This is a genomic window from Mycobacterium sp. NGS66 (genome assembly GCF_059812225.1).
On record NZ_JCALCG010000003.1, the window covers coordinates 404,811 to 430,483 of the forward strand.

Consider the following 25,673-nt stretch of genomic DNA (forward strand, 5'->3'; position numbering starts at 1 on the left):
ATGAACGCCGACGATGTGATGTTGCGTCCCGAGCTGGTCGCTCTCGATCATGCCGCGCGCGAACGCGTGCTCAGCCGTGTTTCAGCGCAGGGCGGCTACTGCGAATCCTGTGGCGGAAAGGAATTCGACGTCGGATCGGCGTTGTACCTGGGCTTCCTGTTTCTCGACGAGGATGTCGACGCCTACCTGGTCGCGCTCAGCTGCCGCAACCCGGACTGCGCCAAGCCGAGAACTGCAATCAGACTGCCGGAGAGCGAATTTCTGGACGACGGGCAGGAGTGCCGGGCGAAGACTTGGACTGCTTCGGCGCCCGGTGGCGCTTAGCCCTGGCGGGCTTGCCCTCGGTGAAAACCGGCTGAGCGAGCCGGAACCGGTCGATCAACCCGGACAGCGAGCGCAACTCGGCGCACAGCTCCTGAAATCTGCGTTCGTCGGCGTCGGTGAGCATGCCCAACGCGCTGTAATGCACCAGCCGGCGTAGCCGCCCCGCCTGTATCGTTCCCCATCTGATGCTGAAGTCGTAGCGCTGCCCTTCGCTGACCTGGCCTTGGCCGCCAAGCTCTTTGAGCGCATTGATCTGTTCGGTGAGCAATTCGACGTCGGCGTCGATGTCGACCGTCGCGTTGGCGTGCTCTGCGCCACTGCGGTGTTGCGTCACACTCATCGGTTTCTCCTCGCGCCTCGTCGTAGGTCTGGTCGGGTCATAGCTGTGGTTTGGCGACGCCGACCACATTCCCGGTTTCGGCCAGCGTGAGATAGACCCGGTGCGGGCCGATGGCCATGCCGGACACACGCGCGGATTTGACCGCCCCAGCGGGCAGCGCTGCCCGGTAGTCGATGACACGGATGACCGGAATCGTCTGCTGCGGAAAGCCGGTGAAACTGGCGGTTTCGAGCACCACCAACTCGCGGTCGGTGGCGGCGTAGATCCGGGTGTCATCGGTTCCCAGCGCGCGAATCGGCGCCGGCAGCCGGGTGCTGGCGAGCACCGTCAGGCCGTGACCGCCGCGACCGGCGTCGACCGCATAAAGCACGTTGTCGTCGTGTCCGGCAACGTAGCTGCGGCCCACCGCGGTGCCGTCACCGGCGGCCACCGCGACATCGATGCCCAGTGAACCTCGTTCCTCCGGCGGCGACGAGGGACCTTTGTAGTGCCGGATGCCCGACGGTCCGAAGAGGTGGTAATCGATGTCGCGACCCCGGTTGGCGCCGTCGATGGTATCGGCAGGATCATCGCCGACTTTGGCGGTCGGCAGCTTCCGCAGGCCATACTGCTCCACCGGCGTCACCGACATGCCGTCCGCGGACAATGCGAGCAGTATGCGCATTCCGGCATCTTCGGACAGATAGTCGGGGGCCGGGCCGGCGTCGAAATCGTCCACCTGCCGCAGGTTTTCCAGGTCCACCCCGGCCACCCTGCCCCGATCCGGCTGCGGCACATAAACGATTCGGTCGTCCTTCTGGCTGATCTGCAGGTTGCGTCCGGCCGCCAGCGGGCCCGACACCCGGGTTTTGGCGGCTTGAGGACTGTCACCCGGGGTGATCTCGGCCAGCCGGTGGTCGTCGGTGAGCGCGACGAGGGAGTGCAGGCGGTAGGACCACACCGGGTTGTGCAGGGGAGTGCCGACCGACCACGTGACGACTGCCGGGGCGGCTTCCAGCGACGTCCCCGGGGCAGAACACGCACTAGCAACCATGACTGCGCCGCACGCTCCCACGCGCAGCAGCCATGGCCAACGGCCCACGATCTCACCGTCCTTCCGCGATGCCGTATTTGGATGCAGTACCCGGGGCCGGGGGCTGCTACACAACGTTTGGGCGTCCGGTTGGTCGGGTAGCCGACCCCGCGGTGCGCCACAGCGCCCGCGCGCCGGAATCCGACCGCTGAGCACTATCGAGAGCACTATTGAGGAGGACACCATGGCCGCAGCTTCATCGCCCACCGATGTGGTCGACTTCTTGGTCAGCCAACATGAGCAAATCAAGACGCTGTTCGCCGAGACACTGTCGGCCAACGGCAAAGATCGGGAGCGTGCTTTCGTCCAACTGCGGCGACTGCTCGCGGTACACGAAACCGTCGAGGAAGAGATCGTCCACCCGCGCGCCAAGCGCAAGATCGCCAACGGCGAAGTGGTGGTGGACAAGCGGCTCGGAGAAGAGCACGAAGCCAAGACAAAGCTGCAGCAGCTGGAGAAGCTCGACGTCGACAGTCCGGAGTTCACCCGCGTGCTCACTGAGCTGCGCGACGCCGTCCTGGACCACGCCGAGCATGAGGAAACCGACGAGTTCTCCCGGCTGGCAGGCGAATTGAGCAGGGACGAGCTGGAAAAGATGGGCCGCGCGGCCAAGCTTGCCGAAGCGATCGCGCCCACCAGGCCGCATCCGGGGGTGGAATCGCAACTAGCCAACCTGGTCGCGGGCCCGTTCGCCGCGATGCTGGACCGCGCCCGCGACGCGATCGTCGGAAAGGGCTGACCGGTTTCGGGTCGACGGGCAGGGGTATGCCCAGGGGCCATGACGTCACTGTCGTGCGAAGAGATTGCGCCCGAGCTCGCTGCCTGACTCCCATGAGCACGACCAAGCCCACCGGTGCGCGAAGCTACCTACCCGAAGAACACTCGCTGGACGCGTTGCAGGCGGCAGCTCAATCATGCCGGGGCTGCGCACTTTTCGAGAACGCCACCCAAACTGTCTTCGGGCACGGAAAGCCCGGGGCGGACATCATGTTGGTCGGCGAGCAGCCGGGCGATCAGGAGGACCGCGCGGGCATGCCGTTCGTCGGGCCTGCGGGTCGGCTGCTGGCTCGCGCCCTCGAAGACGCGGGAATCGATCCCGCCTCGACGTACCAAACCAACGCGGTCAAGCACTTCAAGTTCACCCGTAAGGGCGGTAAACGGCGGATACACGAAAAACCCGGCCGTATCGAAGTCGTTGCGTGTCAGCCGTGGCTGCTCGCCGAGATCGAGGCGGTGCAGCCGCAGGTGATCCTGTGCCTGGGCGCCACCGCCGCGCAGTCGCTGTTGGGGACGGCGTTTCGGGTGTCCGCCCACCGCGGCGAGGCCACGCGGCTGCCCCCGGACATCGGCGTGCAAGTCCCGTCGGAACCGGTTGTGGTGACCACCGTGCACCCGTCCGCGGTGCTGCGCGATCGCAGCGATAATCGCGACGAAGTGTACAAGTCCTTCGTCGAGGACCTGCGCAGCGCAGACCTCCAGCGCCGCTGACGATTATTTCTTCTTGTGCGGCAGGAACTCCTGCGCCTTGGTCTTCAGGCCCACCTTGACGAAGCCTGCCGTGTTCTCATCGCCGGCGAGCACCGCGGCGGTGGCCGCCTTGAACTGTTCCCAGGTGGCGTGCGGGGGGATCGGCGGCATGTCGGGGTCGGTGTAGACGTCCAGCACGGTCGGCCGGTCCGCCGACAGCGCCTCGCGCCAGGCATTGCCGAGTTCCTCGGGATCCTTGACGGACAACGCATTGAGCCCAAGGCCTGCGGCGAACCCGGCGAAGTCGACGTCCGGAAGTGCTTGGGATTCCACGAATTTCGGCGCGCCCGCCATGGCTCGCATCTCCCAGGTGACCTGGTTGAGGTCGTTGTTGTGCAGGATGGCCACAATGAGGCGTGGATCGTCCCACTGCTGCCAATAGCGTTTGATCGTGATCAGCTCGGCCATGCCGTTCATCTGCATGGCGCCATCGCCGGCGAACGCGATGACAGGCCGTTGCGGGTGAGCGAATTTCGCACCGATCGCGTACGGTACACCGGGCCCCATCGTCGCCAGGTTCCCCGACAGCGAACCGCGAATATTGCCGCGGAACCGCAAGATTCGCGCGTACCAGTTGGCTGCCGACCCGGAGTCTGCGGTGATGATCGCGTTGTCGGGCAGCTGGGGGGACAACTCGGAGAACAGCCGCAGCGGGTTGACCGGGTGGGCGCTGACACCCGCCTCCATCTCCATGGTTTCCCACCAGCGCGCCACATTGGCCTCGATGGTCTCGCGCCACGACCGGTCTTCTTTGCGGCGCAGATGCGGGATCAGGGCACGCAGTGCCGCCTTCGCATCGGCCACCACGTTGATCGCGTACGGGTAGCGCATTCCGATCATCCGGGCGTCGATGTCGATCTGCACCGCTTTGCACTGCCCGAACTCGGGGAGGAACTGGGTGTAGGGGAAGCTGGATCCCACCGTCAGCAGGGTGTCGCAGTCGCGCATCATCTCATAGCTCGGCCTGGTCCCCAGCAAGCCGATTGAGCCGGTGACCCAAGGCAATTCGTCGGACAACACGTCCTTGCCCAACAGCGCCTTGGCGGCGCCGGCGCCCAGCAGCTCGGCGACCTCGACGAGTTCGTCGCGTGCTTCGCGCCCGCCGGTGCCCACCAGCATCGCGACCTTTTTGCCTTCGTTGAGAACCTCGGCCGCGCGCGCGATCGCGGCGTCGTCGGGCGCGATGGCCGGCCATTCCACGCCCAAACTGGACGGCACCATCTTGAAGGCGTGGGTGGGAGCCGAGTACGGCAGCTCCTGAACGTCGGCGGGAATGATCAGCGCGGTCGGGGCGCGCTGGGTCAGCGCCACCCGAATGGCGCGGTCCAAGACGTTGGGCAATTGCTCTGGGACGGTGACCATTTGGACGTAGTCGCTGGCGACGTCCTTGTACAGGCTCATCAGGTCGATCTCTTGCTGGTAGGACCCGCCCATGGCGCTGCGGTTAGTCTGCCCGACGATGGCGACTACCGGCACGTGGTCGAGTTTGGCGTCGTACAGACCGTTGAGCAGGTGCACCGCGCCGGGTCCCGACGTAGCCATGCACACGCCGACCCGGTTGGTGAACTTCGCGTAGCCGACCGCTTCGAACGCGCTCATCTCCTCGTGCCGCGACTGGATGAACATCGGCTGATTGTCGGCCCGCCCCCAGGCGGCGAGGATGCCGTTGATTCCGTCACCGGGATAGGCGAAGACGTGCTGGACATCCCAGGCGCGCAACCGCTCCAGCAGGTAGTCGCTGACTTCTTGTTTGGACATTGATTTCCCTCCTAGGCAGAGCAGTTCACGCGGCGGCGAGTGCGCGCAGTCATCGGCGCCAGCGGCGCAACTGGCGCGCGGTCATTCCGGCCGCACCGGCAACGGCCGCCACCACCGGGACAGCCGCGCCGCCGAGCAGGCCGTGGTGTTGGGAGGCCCACAGCTGGACACTGCGGCTGGTGGACTGGTCGTCGAAGATGCCGTGCGCACCGAAATCGCGGCCCTCGCTGCCGTCGGCGGGCTCCCACAGGTTGGCCGGCTGATCGGGTGGGCGAGGATCTTCGGTCTGCTGCGAGTCGAAGCCGGTCCGGGCGAGGTAGCGGTCGAGCAGGCCCGGCGCAATGGCATTGGCGGCCAACGTCCCTACTGTGCTGCCGCCCACCCAATACTCACGCCGCCGCGGGTGGTCCGCTGCATACAGCACTGCGCGGGCAGCGATCTCGGGCTGGTAGATGGGGGGAACCGGTTGGGCTTGGCGCGGCAGCCGGGACAGTACCCAGGAGAACTGCGGTGTGTTGACCGCCGGCATCTGAACCATCGTGACGCGAACCTTGCTGCCCTCATGCAGCAGTTCGCAGCGGAGAGCTTCGTTGAATCCCTGAATCGCATGCTTGGCGCCGCAGTAGGCGCTTTGCAACGGAATTCCCCGGTAGGCCAGCGCGGAGCCGACCTGCACAATGGTGCCCGCGTTTCGGGACTTCATGCGGCGCAAGGCCGCCATCGTCGAGTACACGTAGCCGAGGTAGCTCACCTCGGTGACGCGCCGGAATTCCGCCGGAGTGATCTCGCTGAACGGCGAAAAGACCGAAGTAAAAGCAACATTGACCCACACGTCGATGGGACCGAAGGCCCGTTCGGTTTCCTCGGCGGCCGCTTCGCACTGCTCCGGGTCGGCCACGTCGGTCGGTATGACCACCGCTTTGCCGCCCGCCGCCTCGATCTCGCGGGCCGCCGCGGCCAGTCCTTTCTCGCCGCGGGCGACCAAGCCGACTTGCGCGCCGCGCGCGCCGAACGCTCGGGCAGTTGCCCGCCCGATTCCGCCGCTGGCACCGGTGACGACAACAGTTTGGCCCGAACGCAGATCTTTCCCAGTCACGAAGGTCGTGATACCCCCAATATTCGGTCGTTATTCGCGCCGGCAACAATTTCCTACGGCACGATTGTGAAATCACGTGATTTCAGTGCTCACCCCCCTCCCGGGCGGTGCGACTCGCGTTGCCGTCAGGAGGCGAAGCGCCGAGCCACCCGTCGACATCAGGACCGAGGACTACCGCGTGCTCGGGAGCCCGCAGCGCCCCGGTGCCGAGCGCGGGGAGCGCGGGCGGCACAGCACGCACGCGACGGTCATCGCCGTTGTGGCTCAGCAGTTTCGACGTCAGCTCCGGTAACCGGATGTCGCGCGGACCGGTGATGGTAATCGGGGTGGGGGTCTGGCCCAGCGCCGTCTCGACCAAAACATCGGCCACGGTATCGGCGGCAATCGGCTGAATCAGCCAGTCCTCGACCAGAACGTCGCGTCCGTTGAACGTCACCGCGGCCGGGTTGGTGGCGAATTCGAACCACTGGGTGGACGACACCATGGTCGCCGGCACCGGGCTGGTCAGCGCTATCTCCTTGGCTGCGCGTTTGGCCACGTAGTAGGGGAACGCGTCGAAGGCCGGATCGTCGATACCGGCGATGGTCAGCGCGACCACCCGCTGGATGCCCTGCGCCGCGCAGGCTCCGACCAGGTTGCGGGCGGCCGTGGTGACGGTCTCGACGAGGTCGCAATGGCCGTCGGGCGGCCGCGGGTCGGAGACATCGATGGCGACGTCGACACCCGCCAGGGCCTCGTTCAAGCCGTCGCCGCTGACCAGGTCCACGCCATAGGCGCGGGCAATCTCGACGATGGCCACATCGCGGCCCTTCAGCCTGGCAACGACGCGTGTTCCGGCTGTGCCGCTGGCTCCGATGACAGCGATCGTGATCGTGAGAGTGCCCCCTTCTCTGGCCACCAAGCCCGCCGAAAAGTGCAGATACCCGGGGAAACACCGTCCAAACGAGGAACTGCCGATCAATCGCAATGCGCTCAGGCCAGCCCACTGACCTGGCCGAACGTGTCTCGTTGGGCGGAAAGTGTTTGACGCACCCCGGCGCGGGAAGTCCGTATCTGCGTCCGGATCAGCATCGGACGCGTCGTGCCGCAACCCAGTTCGCGGCCAATGAGTACAAGCTCGATACACGAGGAAGGACAAACCCCATGGGGGATGAAAAGAGCGGACCGGCCGAGGGCGTCTCGGGAGTCGTCGAGGGCGTCAAGGGCAAGGTCAAGGAGGTCGGCGGAGCCGTGACGGGCAGCGACGACCTCCGCAAGGAAGGACAGGCGCAGCAGGACAAGGCGGACGCGCAGCGCGATGCGGCCAAGAAAGAGGCCGAAGCGGCGTCTGCCCGCGGGGGCGCGGAGGCCGCCGAACAGCGCCAGAAAGAAAACCAGTAGTTCACCGACGGGTCCGGTCCTCGCCCTTCGGGGCCGAGGACCGGACCCGTTAGCGAAACTGACTGCGCCGCAACCGATATCGGGGGTGTGCGATGAGCCTGGTCGATCGGTCGTGTGGCAACTCATCGCCACCGGACGCCGGCGTATCGGCATCGCCGGTGTCGGTGTGGAGATCACCCGCATCACCCAGGAGATGCCCGCGCCGGGCGACGTCGAGCGCATCCGCCGGCGCCTCGCCGGTTCGGGCTAGTGGCCGGTGCGTCCACCCGGCGTGGCAGACCCAGAAACGAGCAATTCGATGAATAATCCCGCCGCGGACGCTGCGCCGACGCAGAACCCTCGCCACGGTGTGCCGGCCGTCCTGTTCGACGTGGACGGAACGCTGGTGGATTCCAACTACCTGCACGTCCATGCCTGGCAGCGAGCCTTCGACGACGAAGGCATACCCGTCGCGGCTTGGCGCATCCACCGCAGCATCGGCATGGACGGTTCGAAGCTGGTTCGCAGCCTGTCCAACGACGCGCCCGACGACGTGCAGGACCGGCTCAGCGAGGCGCACAGCCGGTATTACCGCGAGCTGATCCCACTGTTGGCGCCCCTGCCGGGGGCGCGCGAATTGCTGGGCGCCGTCGCCGATCTCGGCTTGCAGGTGGTGCTGGCCAGCTCGGCTCCCGAAGACGAGTTGGAGGTGCTGCGCAAGGTGCTCGACTGCGAGGAGGTCGTCTCGGTGACGACGTCGTCGCATGACGTCGACACCGCCAAGCCCCAACCCGGCATCCTGAACGTCGCATTGGACCGGGCCGGCGTGACCGCAGCGCAAGCGGTGTTCGTCGGCGACGCCGTCTGGGATGTGCGGGCAGCGCTGGCCGCGGACCTGCGGTGCATCGGCTTGTTGAGCGGCGGCATTTCCGGCGCGGAATTGCAAACAGCCGGTGCCGCAGCGATTTTCGCCGACCCGCAGGATCTGCTCGACAACCTGGACTGCACGCCTGTGGTCGGGTTGGCGTCGGGGAAGTGAGCGCTGATCGGCTCACACCCGGTCTAGGTCGACCGCGAGCGGTCGGTGGTCGGAGATCGACATCGGCTCGGACTCGGCGGCACTGCCACGCAGGCGACGGTCGTCGGTCAGGATGTGGTCGAGCTGCCGGTCGGGATTGGCCGCGGGAAAGGTCGCTGCGACGGCCAGCGGTCGCATGCCCGACCAGCGGCGCACCGCCGGAAGGGTGAGGTTCAGATCCCCGGTGAGCAGTCGCGGTCCGGGGAAGCCGCGGAGGTCGTGGACCAACCGTCGCAGCTGGCGGCGATTCCAACCGGGCACGAACGACAAATGGGTGTTCGCCACCGTCATCGCGCCCAGCGGGGTCTGCAGCCGCGCGATGACCGCCGCCCGCGGCTCCTCGTCGACGATCATCACCCGGCTTGGCCCGGGCAAGTACATGGGAAAGCGGAGCGGGATCCGCGGCAGGCGCAGCACCTGCCAACTGTCCACCGGATACCGGGACAGCAGCGCGATGCCGTAGGCCGCCGTGCCCGGCTGCTCGTCGCCGGTGGCGGCCATCCAGGTGGCCCCGGGCGTCCCGGAGATCGCGGCCACGAACCGGTGAGCCACCGCACCCATGGCGTCGGCCGCGAGCGCGGTCAGATCGGCCCGGTCCGAGCGCGGTTGCTCACGGTCCACCTCTTGCAGGGCGAGAATGTCGGGATCGAGGCGGCGCACACAGTCGCGTAGTCGCGCCGGGTCGACCCCGTCGCCGACGGTGCGGCCGTGCAGGATGTTGAAGGTGGCCACCCGCATCGCTAACCGGCGGCCCCCGGCACCCCGTCGCGGGCGGCCACCGATAGCCCGTCACCGGTGTCGAAGACATCGATGAGGACGTCGCTGTCGCGGTAGCTGCCCAGCGGCGTCAGACCGGGCGTGGCCGCGATGATGGTGTGGGCCTTGTCTCCGGTAAGTGGATAGTCGGGCACGGGATGCCGCCAGTGCGCGGCGATGACGGTGGCGCCGGGCAGCAGCCGGGGGCACTCCCGGCGCAACACCGCGGCCAAGGTGTCGGCCTCCAGGTAGTAGGCGACTTCGCTGAGCACCACCAGGTCGAACGGCCCGGGCGGCCATGGGGCGTCCAGCGACGCGCGCGCCAGGGTCACTTGCCCGCGCAACCTGGCCGCGCGCAGCCGCTCATTGGCGACGCTCACCGCAGCACCGGCTACATCCACCGCTGTGATGTGATCGCAGCGCAACGCCAGCATGGCGGTCAGTGTCCCGATCGAGCAGCCGGGCTCGAACGCGTGCCGATACCGGCGATTCGGCAGCAGGGCCATGGTGATCGCGTATTTGCGCTTTTCGTACCAGCGGGATGTCGAGTGCCATGGATCGGCGTCGCCGGCATATATCCGGTCGAAGTACGTGTCGGGTAGTCGGCTGCTTCTTGACATCTCACTCCTCTCCTCACGAGCAGTCGTTACCGGGCTGCGCAAGCACGTGTCTATGCGGGATTGCGCGGGTCGGCCGGATGTCGCGCCACTGGGACGGACTGCGACCTCAGCACGGGCGCCCGGCCAGCCGCCCCAGCTCGGCCAAATCCCGCTCCGCGTGGCTTTGGCGTACGTAGATGGTGAGGTCGGCCACCCGCTGAGCGTGCCGGCCGTCCTGACACAGCGGTCCCGGCCCCAGCGCCCGGCCGGTGCGGGTGATGGCTTCGTCGACCGCGTGTTCCACGACGGTGCGCGCGCGGCGGGCCACCAGTTGGGCGATGCCGGCCCGGTCGAAGGGATCGGAGTCGATCTGCGCTGCCGCCGAGCCCAGGATCGCCTCGCCGGCGGCAAGCGCGGCGTCCACGGCGCCCAGGTGTGCGAGCGAGTACGCGTCGGCCGATTCACTGCCGGCGCAACGGTAGAGCGGGTTGGCAACCCGGCGCGCGCCGCCCAGCCAGCAGGCGGCCACGCCGATGGCGCCGTGCCAGTAGCCGGGCCGGTTCAGGTAATCGCCGGGTTCCCCGACGGCAACCGCCTGAGCATTGGTGAACTGGACCGGCCGGGTGTCGCTGCCGGCCATGCCGGCGTTCCACCAGGTGCTCGGCAACGGCTTGACGGCGGGATCGGTGACCGTGACAGCGAACAGGCCGCGCCGCCCGTCGTCGATGCGGGCGGTCACCAGCGCATGGGTGCAGAAGCCGGCCCCCGCGCACCAGACCTTGGTGCCGTTGAGCGCGACAGTGCCCCCGCCGATCTCGGTGGCGTTGAGGATCGCGTCGGGAGACTCGGTAGCCCAGACGGCCCACAGTTGACCCGGCTCCGGCGGCTTACCGCCCAGTTCGTCCAGGATCGCGACGGCATCAACGTGGGCCTCGGCGATGCGGGCGGCCACGATGTCCTCCTCGGCCAGCAGCGCCAGGCGTTGCCAGCGTTCGGCGGTGCGTCCCGACGCGGGCAGCGGCAACTCCAGTCGCCCCGACTCCAGCCAGTGCCGTACCAGACCGGCCGTCACGCGCTCCCTCCCGTCGCCATTCTCCGCAGTGCGCCCAGGCGGTGCGCGAACCGACCCGGGCGGCGCGCCTGGGTGATGATCGACAAGTCAGAGCCCTCGCCAAAGGACAGCGTGCGAATCACGACGGCAACCTGCTCGCAGATCCGGATGGCTGGGGCCGACATAGCTGCGGATTGCCCGTTCCGCAACCAGTTAAACAGCGGGCAAACGACGTGAACAGCGAGAAAACGGCATCGGGGCGGCCAGGTTGCCCAGCGCTGCGCGGGGGTATGACCTAATCCACAATGGCAACGATCGAGACGCCCACCGAGTCGCCGACGTACTGCGCCCCGTTGCGCGAGGCATTACGAGGTGCCGCGTCGGCATTGAAAGAGCACGGACCGCGCTTCGCGCTGGCCGGCAGCTACGCCCTATGGGCTTACGGCGCACCCGAACCTTGCCACGACGTCGATGTGGTGGTCGCAGAGTCCGACGTGGCGAAGGCCGAGGCGACGCTGCGAGACGCCGGCTTTGCCGTCGAACATCCGCCGGAGGACTGGCTTTTCAAGGCCCGCACCGGTGACACCGTTGTCGACGTGCTGCACCGGGTCAACGGCGTGCCCGTCGATCAGGCCGTGCTGGACAGCGCAGAACAGCGCGACGTGCTCGCGATCGGCATGCCGGTGCTGCCGCCGACCACGGTCCTGATTCAGAAGCTGCGTTCGCTGGGCGAACACCATTGCGACTTCGCCCAGCTGTTGCCGGCGGTGCGGGCGATCCGCGAACGGGTGGACTGGGATGTGGTCAGCGCCCAGACCGCCGACAACGACTACGCCGTCGCCTTCCTGGTGCTGGCGCAACGGCTCGGCATCACGGCTCAGTGATTGCGCAATTTGGTGATCAGCTTGTCTTTCGTCAGCGACGAATAACCCGAAATACCAAGCTCTTTGGCCCGCTTCTTGAGTTGCGGCACGGTCCAGTCCGCGTACGATCCGGCCTTGCCGCCCTTGCGGCCAACCGAGGACTTGCCCCGGGACGCGGCCGCGTTGGAAATCCGCGCGGCCTTCTCTTTCGAATCACCCTTCTTGCGCAGATCCTGATACATCTTCTCGTTCTTGATCGACGAGTTCGGCATCGTCACCTCCTGTGCCTGGACAACGCTGCCTGGATGCCCGGGCCCGACGGGTGCCAAACCCACTGCAATCGTCAGGCCGGTACCGGATCCGTGCGCCGCGCCCAGCACCGGTGCTCGGCCAGGGCGGCGGTGAACTTGTCGACGAACTCGTCCGGCAAGGTGTCCGCCGCGGCGCCGGTGGTGACCACGGATTGGTCGCTGACCACCTCGGTGCCATCCGCGAGGCGGGCGCCGACGCGCGCCTCGCGCAGCAGGTCGATGCCGGCGCCGAACGCGCCGATCGGCTTGAGATGCTTGTAGGCCTCGGTCACGAAGTGCACCGCGTAGCCGTCGGCGGCCAACGTGGACACCGATTGCGGCCCGCAGGCCACCACGACCGCGTCGTAGAGCACCGAGGCCATCGTCGTGAATGCGCGGTCCACCGGCAGCTCGCCGCCCGAGCCGCCGGTCAGGTTGCCACCGGCCACCGGCGCCAGCACTTCGACCATGGCGCCGCGCCGATCCATTGCTTCCTTGAACCGTTGCACCCCAACGACATCCACGCCATCGGCGGCCAGGACGGCGATTTTGCGCGACTCGATGGTGTCGCTGACGCCGATCTGCGACAAGGCCGGCGAGGCGGGCACGCTGTCGTCGACCGGTTCCTCGGCCGGCTCGGGCAGCCCGAGCTTCGCGGCCACCTGGCTCGCCAGCCCGTGGTCGACGCGAACGAGTTGCGCCACCACCGCCGACCGGATGTCGGGCACCTCGACCTTGCCGAGCTCGAACGCAAAGGCGGCGACGATATGTTCGGCTTCCACCGCCGACATGCTCTTCCAGAACATGCGCGCCTGGCTGTAGTGATTCTCAAAAGACTTGGCCCGCTTACGCATGGTTTCGCCGTCGAGCCGCTGCGTGTAGTGACGGAAAACGTTCTCGTTGGCCAGCGCCGGACATCCGCTGCCGATCGTGTTCTTGAAGTAGCTGGACCGCCCCTGCGGGATGACGTGCTGCCCGTACCCGTCCTGCTGGTTGTTGCGCACCTCGGCCACCGGCCGGTTGACCGGCAACTGGGCAAAGTTGGGGCCGCCCAACCGGATCAGCTGAGTGTCGAGGTAGGAGAAATTGCGGAACTGCAGCAGCGGGTCGTTGGTGAAGTCGATGCCCGGGACGACATTGGCGGTGTGGAACGCCACCTGCTCGGTCTCGGCGAAGAAGTTGTCCGGATTGCGGTTCAGCACCATCTTGCCGACGGGCCGCACCGGAACCTGTTCTTCGGGAATGATTTTCGTTGCGTCGAGCAGGTCGAAGTCGAAGTTGAACTCGTCGGCCTCGGCCACCAGTTGCACCCCGAGCTCCCATTCTGGATACTGGCCGGCTTCGATGGCCTCCCACAGGTCGCGCCGGTTGTAGTCGGGGTCCTTGCCGGCGATCTTTTGCACCTCATCCCAAATCAGCGAATGCGTGCCCAGCCGCGGCTTCCAGTGGAACTTCACGAAAGTGCCTTCACCGCGGTCGTTGACCAGCCGGAAGGTGTGCACGCCGAAGCCCTGCATCATCCGGTAGCTGCGCGGCAATGAGCGGTCCGACATCAGCCACATGATGGCGTGCAAGGTCTCCGGTTGCAGCGAGACGAAGTCCCACAACGTGTCGTGCGCGGATTGTGCTTGCGGAATCTCGTTGTGCGGCTCGGGTTTCACCGCGTGCACGAAGTCGGGAAACTTGATGCCGTCCTGGATGAAGAAGACCGGAAAGTTGTTGCCCACCAAGTCGTAATTGCCTTGCTCGGTGTAGAACTTGGTGGCAAATCCGCGGACGTCGCGCACGGTGTCGGCCGAGCCGCGCGATCCCGCGACGGTGGAGAACCGCACGAACACCGGCGTCCGGGTGCCTGGCGTGGTCAGGAATCGGGCGGCGGTGTACTCGGCCAGCCAATCGTCGTATGGCTCGAAGAATCCGTACGCGCCGGCGCCGCGGGCATGGACCACGCGCTCCGGAATCCGTTCGTGGTCGAAGTGGGTGATCTTTTCGCGAGCGTGGAAGTCCTCGAGCAGCGTTGGTCCGCGTTCGCCGACCGTCAACGCATCGTCGGTGTGGTCGACGCGCACCCCCTGCTGGGTGGTCAGGTATCCGGTGTCGCGGCGCACCCGGTTGGGCTCTAGGCTCCTCTGCTTCGGGTCATCTCGGTCGGCGTCCATGGCTCGTCCCCTTCTGTTTCGGTCTTGTCTGCGCTGATTTCTGGCCGGGCCGGTTGTCCGACCACTTCGGGTAGCCGCCATCCGCGCGAGCCAAACCGGATCACGTCGTGCGCTATCCACTGACCGTGCGGTTGCCTAAGCTGGTACGGGGTAACCGAGGGTGTGGTGAACAAGGGGACCGACGGACAAAACGAACTTCGCGGCGTGGTGGCCATCGGCGCCTCGGCGGGCGGTGTAGAAGCGTTGTCGAAAGTGGCCGCAGGACTTTCGCCCGATTTGCCGTTCGCCTACTTGGTGACACTGCACATTCCCGCCGGTGCCCCCAGCATCTTGGCGCACATCCTCGATCGTCAGGGGCCGCTGCGCGCGACCACCGCCGACCACGATGAAAAGCTGGAACCGGCGCGCATCTACGTCGCCAGGCCGGATTATCATCTGCTGGTCGCCGGTCATCGCGTGGTGTTGTCGCAGGGCCCCACCGAGAACGGGCATCGGCCGGCTATCAATGCATTGTTTCGTTCCGCGGCAGTGGATTTCGGGCCGCGCGCCATCGGGGTGCTGCTGTCCGGCGTGCTCGACGACGGAGTACGGGGTCTGCAGGCCATCCGCTCGCGCGGCGGTTTCACCGTCGGTCAGTCGCCCGACGACGCGTTGTTCCCGGCAATGCCGGTCAACGCCCAAAACGCGGGCGTATTGGATCGCCTGGTCCCCGCGACCGATGTCGGCGCAGTGCTCAAAGAGCTCTCGCAACGAGAAGTAGAGGAGGTGGACATGGAGCCTGACGCCGCGATGGAATTCGAGAACCGCATTGCCATGACTGCCCGCTTCTCCACCGATTTCGATACCCAGTCACTCGGTCCGGTGTCGGGCTATACCTGCCCGGATTGCAACGGGTCGCTTGTTTCGGTCGCAGAGGGCCACTTTCGCTGCCACGTCGGTCACGCCTGGACTGCCGAGTCCCTGCTCGCGGCCCGCGATCACGAAGTCGAGGGCGCCCTGTGGGTAGCCCTGCGCAGCCTGCAAGAAAAGGCGAAACTTGCCCGGCAGTTGGCTGATACCGTCGGCCCTGGCCTGTTGCGCCGGCGTTACAGCTCGATGGCCGAGGAAACCGAACACGCGCTGGCCGTGCTCAGCGAACGGCTCGGCGCGCACGGCCCGCCCGCCGCTGACTCCGGTGATTGAACCGACTGCGCCGATCCAGGTCGATGCTCGGCGCCAGCATGACGCCTCGATCCTGATAGCCAGCGGGATCCTGGACAGTTCGACTTATCGCGGGCTGCGGGACACGGTGATCAAGGCCGCGTTGGACGAGCCGCGCGCGGTCGTCGTCGACGTCACCGAGCTTGCAGTGCCATCCACGGCGTCATGGTCGGTGTTCACCAGCGCCCGCTGGCACGTCAGCGTCTGGCCGGACGTGCCGATATTGCTGGTTTCCGAACACCCACAGGCGCGTCGTGATATCGCCAGCGCCGGTGTGGCCCGGTATGTTTCGGTACATCCGTCCCGCGAGACGGCGCTCGCAGCGATCGGCGACATGTCCGTGCATGTACGGCGGCGAGCCAGCGCCCGGCTGCCGGCGCTCTCGACGAGTGCCCATCAGGCCCGCGACCTGATCGACGCTTGGCTCACCGTTTGGGATCAGCCCCGGTTGATTCCGGTCGCCGCCACCGTGGCTACGGTTTTCGTCGAGAATGTGCTGGTCCACACCGAGAGCGCGCCGGTGTTGATCGTGGAGAGCTATCGCGGAGCGATCACCGTCGCGGTCGAGGATGGCAGTCAGCAGCCGGCCGCCCGGCACGAAGATGCAGTCCGCGGCGCCGATGTGGTGTCCGGCCTGGCGATTGTTGCCGCACTGTGTCGTGCGTGGGGCAGCACCCCGACGTTGTCGGGTAAGACGGTGTGGGCGGTGATCGGGCGCGAAAACCAGCTTTAGCGTCGCGAGTAGTGTTCAAGTCCTTCCGCAAACGGTATTCGAATAGGACCTCCAATGGATGGCACCACCGACGAGTCCTTCGAGGCTTTATTGCGCTATATGCGGGACTCTCGCGGCTTCGACTTCACCGGCTACAAGCGCACGTCGCTGATGCGACGTGTCCGTCACCGGATGGACCAGGCCGGCTATACCTCGTTCGAGGAATACCTCGACGTTCTGCAGGCCAGCTCGGATGAGTTCGCCGCGCTGTTCAACACCATCCTCATCAACGTCACGGCGTTCTTCAGGGATCCGGAGGCATGGGAATTCATCAGCAGCGAGGTGATTCCACGGTTGCTGGCCGAGCGGGCTCCCAACGATCCGATCCGGGTTTGGAGCGCCGGATGCGCGTCCGGCCAGGAGGCCTACACGCTGGCCATGCTGCTGGCCGAGGCGCTGGGGCCAGACGCCTTCCGGCAGCGGGTGAAGATCTACGCCACCGACATCGACGAGGACGCCCTCACCGAGGCGCGGATGGCGTCCTACGAGGCCAAGGCGGTGGAATCGGTACCGGCGGATCTCTTGGCGCGCTATTTCGAAAAGGTCAACGGCCGCTACGTATTTCACAAAGACTTGCGCCGCGCAGTCATTTTCGGTCGCAACGACCTCGTCAAGGACGCGCCGATCTCGCGCGTCGACCTACTGGTGTGCCGCAACACCTTGATGTATCTCAACGCCGAAACCCAACGAAATGTCTTGGGTCGCTTGCATTTTGCGCTTGGGCCGCAGGGCACGCTGTTTCTCGGGCATGCCGAGATGCTGCTCAGTCACAGTGACCGGTTCACCCCGCTGAACCTGAAGAACCGAATATTCCGCAAGGCTGTCGGATCGCACACTGGCCCGGAACGCTACGACCCGGCTGCGGCGTTCTACGAGCGCCACGGCGACCTGCCTGGCTTGACCACGCTGCGCGAGTTGGCCTTTCGCGCCAGTCCGGTGGCCCAGATCGTGGTCACTGGCGAGGACACGGTGGCAATGATCAACCAGCAGGCGGAGACCACCTTCGGTTTGTCGGCCCGCGACATCGGCCGGCTGCTGCGCGACCTCGAAGTCTCCTACCGGCCCGTGGAGCTGCGGGCATATCTCGAGCAGGCCAAGGTGGATCGGCGGTCGGCCCGGATTCAGGACGTCAAGTGGCTGCGGCCGGGCGCCGAGACGGTGTGGTTCGAGATCCACATCAATCCGCTCATCGACGCCGAAAACGGCCTCGTCGGAGTGTCGATCGTGTTCTTCGACGTCACCGCGACGCGCGCATTGCTCGACAAGGTGGTCCAGACCAACAGTCAGCTCGAGGCGGCCTACGAGGAATTGCAATCCACCAACGAGGAACTCGAAACCACCAACGAAGAATTGCAGTCCACGGTGGAAGAGCTGGAGACCACCAACGAGGAGCTGCAGTCCACCAACGAAGAACTCGAGACGATGAACGAGGAGCTGCAGTCCACCAACGACGAATTGCACACCATCAACGACGCGCTGCGCGAACGCAGCCTCGAATTGGACAACGCCAGAACTTTCCTGGACTCGTTGGTCAACTCGGTCCAGCTGGGCATGGTGGTGGTGGATCGGGAGATGACGGTGGCGGTGTGGAACCGAGGCAGCGAGGAACTTTGGGGCCTGCGCTCGGAGGAGACGACGGGACAGAGCTTCACCTCACTGGACATCGGGCTGCCGCTGGACGGCGTGCGGCCCCTGATCGGCAACGCGCTGGTGGATGCGGACGGCGCCGGTGAGACGGTGGTGGACGCGATCAACCGGCGCGGCCGGGCGGCGCGGGTGCGGGTCACCTGCACCCCGTTCCGGGCCAACGATGGGACCGTCGGCGGGGCGCTGCTGTTGATGGAGGTCGTGGACCGGGCTTGACCGATCAGACCGTTGATCGTCGGGCCGCACGCTCTGCGGCCTGCTGGGCTCGGATCGCACGATTCAGCGATTCTTCGGCTCGGCGGCGCGCCATGGCCACCGTCTGTGGGGTGGCGTTGCGTCCGGCGGCCAGATCGTGGCGTCTGCGCCGGAGTTCGGCCACACGCAGCCGGGCGGCTTCCGCACGAGCGGCCGGACTGAAGTCGGCGCCGTAGGACGATAACCGGGTGGCATGGTCGGTGGTCGCGGGACCTGTCTGCCTCTGTTCTTCTGGTGCCGCACTCGTTTCTTGGCCGGTTTCCCGGGCCTGCCGTGTCATTGCTGAGTCCAGTTGCGTTGCCGCCGTGTCGATTCCGTGCAATCCGCCACGTTGCGCGGATAACCGTGCACCCCCGACGAGGTCGGTCAAGACCCGACCGATATCGCATACCGGCAATACCAGGTCCGCGCCTGCCTGCGCTGCCGCCCTGGGCATGGCCGGGTACTGGGCCGTATCTGGGCTCTCTGCAATGACGACTGCGCCGGCGCCCTTCATCGCCACGGTGCCATCGAAACCATCGCTGCCGGACCCGGACAACACCACGGCGATACCGCGTGCCCCGTACGAGCGGGCCAGGGAGGTCAACAACACGTCGAAACGTCGCTCTCCGCGCTCGTTGAGCGTGCTCAGGCAACACGATCCGTCCGGGTTCAGTTCCATGTTTGTTCCCGGTGGACAGACCAATACTTGTCCGGCGACGACCGTCTGCCCGTCGCGCGCCCACACCACCTGATGAGCGGTTCGGCGGCTCAGGATGTTCGGTAGCACGCTACTGCTGTGACCACCGAGGTGTTGTTGCACGACCAGGGCAGCGGGAAACCCGGTAGGCAGATCACTGAGCACCGTGGACAACGACGCCAATCCCCCCGCCGACGCCAACAGTGCTACCAGCTCGATTGGCGGACCAGACGCGGCGGTGGTCATTGCCCCATTTTCCACCCATTTACAGCTTTGGGGCGCACGCCTGCGCGGGCACGTTATCCAGCATGCGAAGCCCCCCGTACGGCATGCGAAGAGCCAAGTGGCGGCTGTTTCGCCGGAGCGCCCGCCCGGGTAGACGAAACCCTGAACACCCTCGCAATATCGCGCGCGGCGGCCAGCAGTTGCCAGTGGCGGATGAAGGGAGTGGTAGGTGAGGATCTCCATCGTCAGCGGCGACGATCTGCTGGGCGAGGACTTCGGGCAGCTGTTCGCCGCGCTTGCCGCACAAGGGCAAGATGTCACTGCCTACCTCCGGCAGCCGGGCCGACGCCGCACCCGCAGGAGCGCCAAGCACGACTACCGGGTGATCCCGTTGTCCGCCGGGCCGGAGGTAGTGCGGGCAGAGCGCGAGTTGTTGCCCGTCGTCGCCGACTGGGCAGCGACCCTCGAGCGATCGTGGTCGGCAAACCAACCCGACGTCGTGCACGCCTTCGGCTGGCTGGGCGGCTTGGCGGCTCAACTGGCTGCGCGACGGCGACGTATTGCGGTGGTCCAGAGCTTCCGGGGACTAGCCGCGACATCGCATCCAGCCGTCGATTGCCCGGACGACACCGAGCGCGAACGCATCGAGCCCCTCCTGGCGCGCAACGCGGCGTGGGTCACCGGGGAGAGCAGCGCCGACGTCGCCGCACTGGCGAAGTTGCGCCACAGCCGGGCACGGTTGTCCGTGCTGGTGGAGGGCGTCGACGTCGACCGGTATTCTCCGGTCGGGCCTTCGCTTGCCCGCAGCGATCTGCACCGCATCCTGTGCGTCGCGCCAAACCCGTTGCCCCGCTACGGATTCGACATCACGATTCGCGCATTGCCGCGGATCCCCGGCACCGAGCTGGTGGTCGCCGAAACCGAAGACACCGATCCCGGTCACGATCGGGCCAGAAGCGGTCTAGAACAGCTCGCCGCAAGCCTGGGCGTGTCCGACCGGGTGCAATTTGCCGGGTCGGTCACCAGCGACCAGATGCCCAAGCTGTTGCGATCCGTCGATCTGCTGGCGTGCACACCGCGGGTGCCCATGCGCGCGACCCCGGTGTTGCAGGCCATGGCCAGCGGACTGGCAGTGGTCACGGTGCCCGTCGGTGCGCTCAGCGACATCGTCGTGCAGGCCGTCACCGGGGTGGTGCTATCCCCACAGCGTCCCGCCGAACTCGTCGGGGCCCTGCGAAGCCTTCCGGCACAACAGTTTCAGTGTCAGAGCATGGGCGCGGCGGGCCGCAATCGCGCGTCGTCCCGATTCACCTGGGACCGGATGGCGCTGGAATCGCAGACGATTTATCGGCGGCTCAGTTCGCCGTACGTGCGCTCCAGCGGCCATGTGGGTGCGGCGACCGCTGTGTAATCTCGTGGTAACCCCCGTTACCGACCGCGAAGACCATGACACGCCTCACCGTGAACGCAGCGCCCGACATGCTCATCGGGGGAGCCGACTGGCTGGCCGCGCCGGACGGTGAGGTCACGGCTGCTCGTCGCCCTCGCAGCCGGCCCGAGGAACGGCCTGCTCCCGCCGCAGTGGGATACACCCAATTCCGTACCGGCCACCCCGGCGCCATGCGTCGCTTCTTTGCCGGCGCCTACACGCCGGGCTGGCGAATCACCGGCGCCGCCAAAGGTGCTTCGGTCACGCACCGGCGCTGTGAAACGCGTTCGATGACTCTCGACGAGGTACTGATCCAGGGCCGAATCGAGTGTGAGGTTTCCGCCGAGGACTCGGTCGTGGTGATCCAGCCCCGTGCCGGGTCGCTGACCGTGGCGGGCGAGAAACCGCAGACATCGGACTGTCCGGTTCTCGTCGCACATGGGATGCCCTGCGGGCTGCACATCAACAGCGCGCGTTTCGAAGTGGTGACCGTCGCGAGGGAGGTGCTGCACAGGGTTGCCGCGGAGGGACGCACGCCGTTGCCGCAGCAGATCCGGTTCAGCGACTGGCGCCCCCGCTCGCGCGCCGCCGTGCGTGGGTGGCATCGGGCGCTCGATTACGTGACCGCCACTTTCGCGTCCCCGGACACCGTCGGGCAGCCGCTGCTCGCGGCGGCAGCGGCCCCGTTGCTGGCCACCGCGCTGCTCGAGTGTTACCCGTCCACCGTGACCGCAGAGCGGGATCTGCTGAGCGACCCGGCCGTGCCGGAAACGTTGAAAGACGCTGTGGCATACATCCACGACCATGCCGCCGACGAGGTGGGCGTCAATGACATCGCGGCAGCGGTGCATCTCACGCCACGGTCGGTGCAGTACCTCTTTCGCCAGCAACTCGACACCACCCCTACCGAATATGTGCGTCGCGTCCGATTGCACTGCGCCCATCAAGATTTGTTGGCGGGCAACCGGTCTCAGGTCACCGTCACCGAGATCGCACAGCGATGGGGCTTTGTGCACACCGGCCGGTTCGCCGTCCTCTACCGGCAGACCTATGGTCAGAGCCCACACACCACGCTCAAGCAGTGACCTAGTCGCGACGTTCAGCCACGATGAGGCTGAGATGCGTTGCAGCGCCATCTTATGTGGGAACCACCGTGCCCGGTTCCTAGCCGTGCAGTTGTGCGACCTCGTCGGGCCATTCCCAGCGGTCGTCGCAGGCGACATAGCGGAAGGTCCCGACCCGATACCATTCCTGCGGCCGAGACCGCGGTTTATCGCGCACCGACCCAAGGTAAGCCGGATCTCGCCGCGCGCGATACTTCGCAATTCGGACAACAGTGCTTTGGATGCGAAGGTGTTGAGCCGCCGGTTTGCGCGAGCCCGGCTCCCCGGCGGGACGATAAGCGAAATCGGCAGCCCGCCAACGTCCACCAAACGAAGAGCTGTGCGGGCCAAACATGTGAACGTCGTGGCCGAAAACGGCTGCAGCGCAGAGACAGGACTGGTTTTGCGGTGCTCGGGCCACATTTGCGGGCGGTGTCTCGTCGCTGTTGTGGCGCTAGGCTTTTACCCAGGACTGGTAATGACATGATCGCTCGTGCCGAGATGGATCCGCCGCAGCGCTGGCAGGGTGGGCGCTGCGTAGCCGACTGCGGGGGAGCGGAATTGACTGCCCACGCATGCGGTCCGATCAGCGTAGTGCGCGTCGACGGCGAAATCGACGCCTCCAATGCGAAGCTCGTCGCTCAGGCGATCGGCCACTTCTCGCGGCTGAGTGCGCCACTGATCGTCGACCTCAGCCACGTAGATTTTTTGGGCGTTGCCGGTTTCCGAGCGCTGATTGCGCTTGCCCGGGAGTCCCAGCCCGTCTGCGCGGTGACCGGCACCGCGCTGCGTCGGCTGATGCGGATCTTCGCCGATACCGGCTTACCGGTCGCCGATTCGGTTCCCGAAGCCATCCAGCGCGTCGAAGAAATGGTTAAAGACAACGACTTTCACCGTCTGGCGCGCAAATGGGCGGTCAGCAGTAGTTGATCGAAAGCGGACTGCGAGATATGGTCCGCACCGACCGCGCGGAAGTCTTCAGCGATCTGCTCGGCCAGCGGCCGCAATCTGACGTTCGTCTCCTGGGACAACCGCCTCAGCAGATTGAACGCTGATTCCTCGTCGATGCCGTAGATCAGCATCAGCATGCCCTTTGCCTGTTCGATGCCCGCCCGGTTGGCAGCGATATCGGTCAGTCGTGCGGTGACCAGGTCTTCGTCCACCTGTTCGGTGAACGAGGAGATATCGATGTAAAAGCCTTGCGTCCCGGCGACTTCCCGGTATCCGCCGCGGTTGCCGTCGTCGTTTTCCGAACGGCCGCGATCTTCATAGAGCTGGTCACCGACCACGACGACGTGGTGCACATTGCCGCGGGTGTCGATGATGCGATGGCGCGTGCTGAATGCTTGCTTGGTGTGCAGAATTTCGTCGATGGCGGCGGCGACTCGGGCTCGGTCGTGCGGGTGCTTGTGAGCCAGTACCAGCTCGGTGGTCGGGGTTACGCTGCCCGGCTCGTAGCCGTGCATTCGGTGCACCTGCTCGGACCATTCCCAGCGCTGGTCGGCGAAGTAGAAGCGGAACCAGCCGACCCGCTGTGCGGAACCGCCGGCCAGGGCTTGCTCGGTGGTGGCCGATTGGCCGTTGAATTCGTAGCTCATCGCGGCGTTCCTCCTCGGAATGCGGCGGCGGCCGCGACTGTCCTGCCGATCGCGGCCGCCGCCTTGCTCATCCCCGCGATCAGGCGTCTATGACCTCCCGCTTCTGGGCGTGTTCGCCGATCGCCTGGTGCCCGTTGCCGCGGTCGACGGAAATCTTGCGCGGCTTGGCCTTTTCGGCTACCGGAATGGTCAGTCGCAGGACGCCCTCGTGGTAGGCGGCCTGGATCTTCTCGGTGTCCAGGTTTTCGCCGAGCACCAGCTGGCGGCTGAACACTCCGCGTGGCCGTTCGGTGGCCAGCATTTCGCGGTTCGGGTCGAGCCCGGGCCGCTCGGCCCGCACGGTCACCACGTTGCGCTCGATGTCGATGTCCAGCGAGTCGGCGTTGATGCCGGGCAGGTCGAACTCGACAACGAACTTTTCACCTTCGCGCCAGGCGTCCATCGGCATCCCGGCCGGGCGGGCGGCCGTGCCCAGCACCTGTTGGGCGAAACGGTCCAGCTCACGGAACGGGTCAGTACGCATCAACATGGCGGTCACCTTTCACTCCAATCTGCTGTCTCGTGGGTGCCATTACCTATGTCTAATGACATAGATTTTTTATAGCACTATCGACATAACGACGCAAGTGTGGTAAACAGGTTTTCTGTAGGCATTCCAGGAGAAACCCGATGACCGATCGTATGGACGCCAGCGGCGGGCCAGCGCCCGACCGCGGGGTGTACGGCATCTCGGTGGCCGCCGAGTTGTCCGGAATCCCCGTGCAATCGCTGCGCTTGTACGAACGTTACGGACTGCTCACGCCGGCCCGAAGCGACGGCGGCACCCGCCGCTACAGCGCGGACGATCTGGCCCGCCTGCAACGCATCAGTGCGCTGGTCGACGCCGGAGTCAACCTGGCCGGCATCGCCCGCATCCTCGACCTCGAAGACGACAACGCCGACTTGCGGTCCACCAACCGCAGTTTGCGCGCGGCGGCAAAGGCGGCTCGGTCCCAGCGGCGGACGGAACGCTAGCCTTTGCGCCAGTTTGTCGATCCGGCCGGGCGGCTAGCATGTGCGTGGTACGCGCCGTTCCCGGGCAGGAGACGCATGGTCGAGATTCACTTGGAGCGCACGATTGCCGCACCCGTGGAACAGGTCTTCGATTGGCTGGCCGACCCGGCCAATCTGACCGCCGCGCCCCTGGTACTGAAGGCCGGCTATGCGAAGGGCTCGCCGGGGCCCGGCGCGGGCGCGGTGCGCGAAGTGACCGGGTTCGGCACCTGGTTCCGGGAAAACATCACCGCCTACGACCGGCCGCACAGCTACTCATACCTCATCGTGCGCTCGTTTCCCCCGTTCAATCATGAGGGCGGCACCCTGACTTTCACCGCGTCGGGCGACCGCACGCACGTCGACTGGCTGACCAACTACACCCATCCGGCGCTCGCGGGCGGCAAGTTGCTGGAGGCCGTGAGCCGTCCGGTGCTGCGCTCCAGCTTCCTTGCGATCCTCGATGCCTGCGCCAAGGCGCTGGAGCGCTAGGCACTGAATAGCTTGTGCCGCAGGCGATATGATGCTAGGAGGCGTGCGAGTTGAACCAGCCGATCGGGATCTCGGGGTGCTCGCCGAAATAGTTGTAGCCGTCGAAGCGGCGGGTCGTGCCTTCGATCCACACGAGCTTTTTCTCCGCAGCCGGGATGGCGTCATAAATCGACTGCACATCCTCGGGACGGGTCATGGTGTCGTCGTGCACCTGAGCGACCAGCGTCGGAATGTGGATCGACTTGGCGTACTCCAGCGGTGATTGCTCGTGCAGGTGGAAGCCGGTCCGCTCGGCCAGCGCGGTGTCGAAACGCCGGTAGCCGTCGGGGATCTCGTTGGCTTTGACGAATTCCTCGATGATGTAGTTAGCCGACACCGGCTGCAGCAGCACCAACGACTTGATGTGCTCGAACTCTTCTGGGTGCTTGGCCATGGCCACACAGGTCGAGTCGCCGCCCAGGCAGACGCTGAGCAGGAACGTCGTCATCGACGCGGTGTCGGATCGCGACTTGGCATAGCGGACCGAACCGATCACGTCGCGGTACTCGAGCAGGCCGATGCCGACCGTGCCGCCGTTTCCTGAACCGCTGAGCCCGTGGTTGCGTATGTCGTAGCACAAGATGTTGAAGCCCGCGTCATGGAGCGCTCGGTACTCGGGCAGGAGATTCACCTCGAATCCGCCCAGACCACCGAACTGTGGCAAATGGCCCGGGTAGCCGTACCTGTTCCCGGGCAGGAAGTGATTGTGAATGATCAGCTTGTCCGAATCGGCCGGGATGAACCATCCTTCGAGCGCAACCCCGTCCATCGACGGGAAAAACACATCTTCATACTCCAAGCCGACCTCTCCGGGCCGGCGCAACACCGGCGCCCGCAGACCGCCCGTCGTACCCGTCACCCACATGTCCAGGAAGTTGTCCAGGGCTGCTTGGCCCTGCTCGTCGTTCGTCGCCATGACCGGTGACCTCC

General features: G+C 66.1%; 29 protein-coding genes. 15 read left to right on the forward strand and 14 right to left on the reverse strand.

The window, feature by feature from the left end; genetic code table 11:
• Positions 1 to 324, forward strand: coding sequence for a hypothetical protein (locus AC5Y2L_RS09770; RefSeq protein WP_499943796.1), 324 nt, complete (start codon positions 1 to 3; stop codon positions 322 to 324).
• Here the strand turns inward: AC5Y2L_RS09770 and AC5Y2L_RS09775 are convergent.
• Positions 239 to 664, reverse strand: a complete 426-nt coding sequence (locus tag AC5Y2L_RS09775; RefSeq protein ID WP_499933286.1) for a hypothetical protein — start codon at positions 662 to 664, stop codon at positions 239 to 241. The two genes, AC5Y2L_RS09770 and AC5Y2L_RS09775, sit on opposite strands and share 86 nt — an antisense overlap.
• Positions 665 to 701: 37 nt before the next feature.
• Positions 702 to 1,697, reverse strand: coding sequence for a hypothetical protein (locus AC5Y2L_RS09780; RefSeq protein WP_499933285.1), 996 nt, complete (start codon positions 1,695 to 1,697; stop codon positions 702 to 704).
• A gap of 223 nt (positions 1,698 to 1,920) precedes the next feature.
• Here AC5Y2L_RS09780 and AC5Y2L_RS09785 point away from each other — a divergent pair, with 223 nt between their 5' ends.
• Both AC5Y2L_RS09785 and AC5Y2L_RS09790 read left to right on the forward strand, forming a co-directional pair.
• Positions 1,921 to 2,475 (forward strand): hemerythrin domain-containing protein, encoded by a 555-nt coding sequence (locus AC5Y2L_RS09785; RefSeq protein ID WP_499933283.1) that lies wholly within the window; start codon positions 1,921 to 1,923, stop codon positions 2,473 to 2,475.
• 92 nt (positions 2,476 to 2,567) lie between these two features.
• Complete coding sequence (locus AC5Y2L_RS09790; RefSeq protein WP_499933281.1) at positions 2,568 to 3,224, forward strand: UdgX family uracil-DNA binding protein; 657 nt, start codon at positions 2,568 to 2,570, stop codon at positions 3,222 to 3,224.
• Between the two features lie 3 nt (positions 3,225 to 3,227).
• On the opposite strand, the gene AC5Y2L_RS09795 is transcribed toward AC5Y2L_RS09790, so the two are convergent.
• The 3 genes from AC5Y2L_RS09795 to AC5Y2L_RS09805 form a co-directional block, all read right to left on the reverse strand.
• The gene (locus AC5Y2L_RS09795; RefSeq protein WP_499933280.1) at positions 3,228 to 5,021 is read right to left on the reverse strand and encodes a thiamine pyrophosphate-requiring protein; all 1,794 of its coding nucleotides are present in this window, start codon (positions 5,019 to 5,021) and stop codon (positions 3,228 to 3,230) included.
• Between the two features lie 49 nt (positions 5,022 to 5,070).
• Entirely contained in the window at positions 5,071 to 6,117 is a 1,047-nt protein-coding gene (locus AC5Y2L_RS09800) for an SDR family oxidoreductase (protein WP_499933279.1), read from the reverse strand.
• Between the two features lie 82 nt (positions 6,118 to 6,199).
• Positions 6,200 to 7,015 (reverse strand): SDR family oxidoreductase, encoded by an 816-nt coding sequence (locus AC5Y2L_RS09805; protein ID WP_499933277.1) that lies wholly within the window; start codon positions 7,013 to 7,015, stop codon positions 6,200 to 6,202.
• A 245-nt stretch (positions 7,016 to 7,260) separates the two neighbouring features.
• Between AC5Y2L_RS09805 and mbp1 the strand changes: the two genes are divergently transcribed.
• The 3 genes from mbp1 (at position 7,261) to AC5Y2L_RS09820 (ending at position 8,515) form a co-directional block, all read left to right on the forward strand.
• Positions 7,261 to 7,497: a microaggregate-binding protein 1 gene (mbp1, locus tag AC5Y2L_RS09810; RefSeq protein ID WP_499933276.1), complete on the forward strand. Its 237-nt coding sequence runs from the start codon at positions 7,261 to 7,263 to the stop codon at positions 7,495 to 7,497.
• A gap of 112 nt (positions 7,498 to 7,609) precedes the next feature.
• Positions 7,610 to 7,747: a hypothetical protein gene (locus tag AC5Y2L_RS09815; protein WP_499933274.1), complete on the forward strand. Its 138-nt coding sequence runs from the start codon at positions 7,610 to 7,612 to the stop codon at positions 7,745 to 7,747.
• A 48-nt stretch (positions 7,748 to 7,795) separates the two neighbouring features.
• Positions 7,796 to 8,515 (forward strand): HAD family hydrolase, encoded by a 720-nt coding sequence (locus AC5Y2L_RS09820; protein ID WP_499933272.1) that lies wholly within the window; start codon positions 7,796 to 7,798, stop codon positions 8,513 to 8,515.
• Between the two features lie 12 nt (positions 8,516 to 8,527).
• Here AC5Y2L_RS09820 and AC5Y2L_RS09825 read toward each other — a convergent pair whose 3' ends face one another.
• The 3 genes from AC5Y2L_RS09825 to AC5Y2L_RS09835 all read right to left on the reverse strand — a co-directional run bounded on the left by AC5Y2L_RS09825 (position 8,528) and on the right by AC5Y2L_RS09835 (position 10,981).
• Positions 8,528 to 9,292, reverse strand: coding sequence for an endonuclease/exonuclease/phosphatase family protein (locus tag AC5Y2L_RS09825; protein ID WP_499933270.1), 765 nt, complete (start codon positions 9,290 to 9,292; stop codon positions 8,528 to 8,530).
• 2 nt (positions 9,293 to 9,294) lie between these two features.
• Positions 9,295 to 9,930 (reverse strand): class I SAM-dependent methyltransferase, encoded by a 636-nt coding sequence (locus AC5Y2L_RS09830; protein WP_499933268.1) that lies wholly within the window; start codon positions 9,928 to 9,930, stop codon positions 9,295 to 9,297.
• Positions 9,931 to 10,036: 106 nt separating this feature from the next.
• Entirely contained in the window at positions 10,037 to 10,981 is a 945-nt protein-coding gene (locus tag AC5Y2L_RS09835; RefSeq protein ID WP_499933266.1) for an acyl-CoA dehydrogenase family protein, read from the reverse strand.
• Between the two features lie 284 nt (positions 10,982 to 11,265).
• Here AC5Y2L_RS09835 and AC5Y2L_RS09840 point away from each other — a divergent pair, with 284 nt between their 5' ends.
• Complete coding sequence (locus AC5Y2L_RS09840) at positions 11,266 to 11,844, forward strand: nucleotidyltransferase (protein WP_499933264.1); 579 nt, start codon at positions 11,266 to 11,268, stop codon at positions 11,842 to 11,844.
• On the opposite strand, the gene AC5Y2L_RS09845 is transcribed toward AC5Y2L_RS09840, so the two are convergent.
• Together AC5Y2L_RS09845 and AC5Y2L_RS09850 are read right to left on the reverse strand one after the other, a co-directional pair.
• Positions 11,838 to 12,095 carry a DUF7218 family protein gene (locus AC5Y2L_RS09845; RefSeq protein WP_499933263.1) on the reverse strand — a complete coding sequence of 86 codons (258 nt, stop codon included), beginning with the start codon at positions 12,093 to 12,095 and terminating at the stop codon, positions 11,838 to 11,840. The two genes, AC5Y2L_RS09840 and AC5Y2L_RS09845, sit on opposite strands and share 7 nt — an antisense overlap.
• 71 nt (positions 12,096 to 12,166) lie before the next feature.
• Positions 12,167 to 14,272: a catalase gene (locus tag AC5Y2L_RS09850; RefSeq protein WP_499933261.1), complete on the reverse strand. Its 2,106-nt coding sequence runs from the start codon at positions 14,270 to 14,272 to the stop codon at positions 12,167 to 12,169.
• A gap of 165 nt (positions 14,273 to 14,437) precedes the next feature.
• On the opposite strand from AC5Y2L_RS09850, the gene AC5Y2L_RS09855 reads away from it, so the two are divergent.
• From AC5Y2L_RS09855 to AC5Y2L_RS09865, 3 genes are read left to right on the forward strand one after another with little or no spacing between them, the layout of a single operon-like run.
• Positions 14,438 to 15,454, forward strand: a complete 1,017-nt coding sequence (locus tag AC5Y2L_RS09855) for a chemotaxis protein CheB (protein ID WP_499933260.1) — start codon at positions 14,438 to 14,440, stop codon at positions 15,452 to 15,454.
• On the forward strand, positions 15,447 to 16,205 hold the full coding sequence (locus AC5Y2L_RS09860; RefSeq protein WP_499933258.1) for an STAS domain-containing protein: 759 nt from the start codon (positions 15,447 to 15,449) through the stop codon (positions 16,203 to 16,205). Before AC5Y2L_RS09855 ends, AC5Y2L_RS09860 begins: the two co-directional genes overlap by 8 nt.
• A gap of 54 nt (positions 16,206 to 16,259) precedes the next feature.
• Complete coding sequence (locus AC5Y2L_RS09865) at positions 16,260 to 18,107, forward strand: CheR family methyltransferase (protein WP_499933257.1); 1,848 nt, start codon at positions 16,260 to 16,262, stop codon at positions 18,105 to 18,107.
• A 4-nt stretch (positions 18,108 to 18,111) separates the two neighbouring features.
• On the opposite strand, the gene AC5Y2L_RS09870 is transcribed toward AC5Y2L_RS09865, so the two are convergent.
• Positions 18,112 to 19,071, reverse strand: a complete 960-nt coding sequence (locus AC5Y2L_RS09870) for a chemotaxis protein CheB (protein ID WP_499933255.1) — start codon at positions 19,069 to 19,071, stop codon at positions 18,112 to 18,114.
• Positions 19,072 to 19,279: 208 nt separating this feature from the next.
• On the opposite strand from AC5Y2L_RS09870, the gene AC5Y2L_RS09875 reads away from it, so the two are divergent.
• The 3 genes from AC5Y2L_RS09875 (at position 19,280) to AC5Y2L_RS09885 (ending at position 22,512) form a co-directional block, all read left to right on the forward strand.
• Positions 19,280 to 20,461, forward strand: coding sequence for a glycosyltransferase (locus tag AC5Y2L_RS09875; RefSeq protein ID WP_499933254.1), 1,182 nt, complete (start codon positions 19,280 to 19,282; stop codon positions 20,459 to 20,461).
• A 35-nt stretch (positions 20,462 to 20,496) separates the two neighbouring features.
• Entirely contained in the window at positions 20,497 to 21,564 is a 1,068-nt protein-coding gene (locus AC5Y2L_RS09880) for a helix-turn-helix transcriptional regulator (protein ID WP_499933252.1), read from the forward strand.
• 612 nt (positions 21,565 to 22,176) lie between these two features.
• A complete protein-coding gene (locus tag AC5Y2L_RS09885) occupies positions 22,177 to 22,512 on the forward strand; it encodes an STAS domain-containing protein (RefSeq protein ID WP_499933251.1) in 336 nt (111 codons plus the stop codon).
• On the opposite strand, the gene AC5Y2L_RS09890 is transcribed toward AC5Y2L_RS09885, so the two are convergent.
• Both AC5Y2L_RS09890 and AC5Y2L_RS09895 read right to left on the reverse strand, forming a co-directional pair.
• Positions 22,473 to 23,180 (reverse strand): PAS and ANTAR domain-containing protein, encoded by a 708-nt coding sequence (locus tag AC5Y2L_RS09890; RefSeq protein ID WP_499933249.1) that lies wholly within the window; start codon positions 23,178 to 23,180, stop codon positions 22,473 to 22,475. The genes AC5Y2L_RS09885 and AC5Y2L_RS09890 overlap by 40 nt on opposite strands.
• A gap of 79 nt (positions 23,181 to 23,259) precedes the next feature.
• Positions 23,260 to 23,709 carry an Hsp20/alpha crystallin family protein gene (locus tag AC5Y2L_RS09895; RefSeq protein WP_499933248.1) on the reverse strand — a complete coding sequence of 150 codons (450 nt, stop codon included), beginning with the start codon at positions 23,707 to 23,709 and terminating at the stop codon, positions 23,260 to 23,262.
• Positions 23,710 to 23,849: 140 nt separating this feature from the next.
• On the opposite strand from AC5Y2L_RS09895, the gene AC5Y2L_RS09900 reads away from it, so the two are divergent.
• Together AC5Y2L_RS09900 and AC5Y2L_RS09905 are read left to right on the forward strand one after the other, a co-directional pair.
• Entirely contained in the window at positions 23,850 to 24,194 is a 345-nt protein-coding gene (locus AC5Y2L_RS09900; protein ID WP_499933246.1) for a MerR family transcriptional regulator, read from the forward strand.
• A gap of 75 nt (positions 24,195 to 24,269) precedes the next feature.
• Positions 24,270 to 24,704 (forward strand): SRPBCC family protein, encoded by a 435-nt coding sequence (locus tag AC5Y2L_RS09905; protein WP_499933245.1) that lies wholly within the window; start codon positions 24,270 to 24,272, stop codon positions 24,702 to 24,704.
• A 34-nt stretch (positions 24,705 to 24,738) separates the two neighbouring features.
• On the opposite strand, the gene AC5Y2L_RS09910 is transcribed toward AC5Y2L_RS09905, so the two are convergent.
• Positions 24,739 to 25,659, reverse strand: a complete 921-nt coding sequence (locus tag AC5Y2L_RS09910; protein WP_499933244.1) for an alpha/beta hydrolase family protein — start codon at positions 25,657 to 25,659, stop codon at positions 24,739 to 24,741.
• Between the last annotated feature and the right edge of the window lie 14 nt (positions 25,660 to 25,673).

Bases quoted from the DNA above. Each gene is read 5' to 3' on its own strand.
- AC5Y2L_RS09770 (WP_499943796.1), top strand. From the start codon at position 1: ATGAACGCCGACGATGTGATGTTGCGTCCCGAGCTGGTCGCTCTCGAT.
- AC5Y2L_RS09775 (WP_499933286.1), bottom strand. From the start codon at position 664: ATGAGTGTGACGCAACACCGCAGTGGCGCAGAGCACGCCAACGCGACG.
- AC5Y2L_RS09780 (WP_499933285.1), bottom strand. From the start codon at position 1,697: ATGGTTGCTAGTGCGTGTTCTGCCCCGGGGACGTCGCTGGAAGCCGCC.
- AC5Y2L_RS09785 (WP_499933283.1), top strand. From the start codon at position 1,921: ATGGCCGCAGCTTCATCGCCCACCGATGTGGTCGACTTCTTGGTCAGC.
- AC5Y2L_RS09790 (WP_499933281.1), top strand. From the start codon at position 2,568: ATGAGCACGACCAAGCCCACCGGTGCGCGAAGCTACCTACCCGAAGAA.
- AC5Y2L_RS09795 (WP_499933280.1), bottom strand. From the start codon at position 5,021: ATGTCCAAACAAGAAGTCAGCGACTACCTGCTGGAGCGGTTGCGCGCC.
- mbp1 (WP_499933276.1), top strand. From the start codon at position 7,261: ATGGGGGATGAAAAGAGCGGACCGGCCGAGGGCGTCTCGGGAGTCGTC.
- AC5Y2L_RS09820 (WP_499933272.1), top strand. From the start codon at position 7,796: ATGAATAATCCCGCCGCGGACGCTGCGCCGACGCAGAACCCTCGCCAC.
- AC5Y2L_RS09825 (WP_499933270.1), bottom strand. From the start codon at position 9,292: ATGCGGGTGGCCACCTTCAACATCCTGCACGGCCGCACCGTCGGCGAC.
- AC5Y2L_RS09830 (WP_499933268.1), bottom strand. From the start codon at position 9,930: ATGTCAAGAAGCAGCCGACTACCCGACACGTACTTCGACCGGATATAT.
- AC5Y2L_RS09840 (WP_499933264.1), top strand. From the start codon at position 11,266: ATGGCAACGATCGAGACGCCCACCGAGTCGCCGACGTACTGCGCCCCG.
- AC5Y2L_RS09845 (WP_499933263.1), bottom strand. From the start codon at position 12,095: ATGCCGAACTCGTCGATCAAGAACGAGAAGATGTATCAGGATCTGCGC.
- AC5Y2L_RS09850 (WP_499933261.1), bottom strand. From the start codon at position 14,272: ATGGACGCCGACCGAGATGACCCGAAGCAGAGGAGCCTAGAGCCCAAC.
- AC5Y2L_RS09865 (WP_499933257.1), top strand. From the start codon at position 16,260: ATGGATGGCACCACCGACGAGTCCTTCGAGGCTTTATTGCGCTATATG.
- AC5Y2L_RS09870 (WP_499933255.1), bottom strand. From the start codon at position 19,071: ATGACCACCGCCGCGTCTGGTCCGCCAATCGAGCTGGTAGCACTGTTG.
- AC5Y2L_RS09880 (WP_499933252.1), top strand. From the start codon at position 20,497: ATGACACGCCTCACCGTGAACGCAGCGCCCGACATGCTCATCGGGGGA.
- AC5Y2L_RS09890 (WP_499933249.1), bottom strand. From the start codon at position 23,180: ATGAGCTACGAATTCAACGGCCAATCGGCCACCACCGAGCAAGCCCTG.
- AC5Y2L_RS09895 (WP_499933248.1), bottom strand. From the start codon at position 23,709: ATGTTGATGCGTACTGACCCGTTCCGTGAGCTGGACCGTTTCGCCCAA.
- AC5Y2L_RS09900 (WP_499933246.1), top strand. From the start codon at position 23,850: ATGACCGATCGTATGGACGCCAGCGGCGGGCCAGCGCCCGACCGCGGG.
- AC5Y2L_RS09905 (WP_499933245.1), top strand. From the start codon at position 24,270: ATGGTCGAGATTCACTTGGAGCGCACGATTGCCGCACCCGTGGAACAG.
- AC5Y2L_RS09910 (WP_499933244.1), bottom strand. From the start codon at position 25,659: ATGGCGACGAACGACGAGCAGGGCCAAGCAGCCCTGGACAACTTCCTG.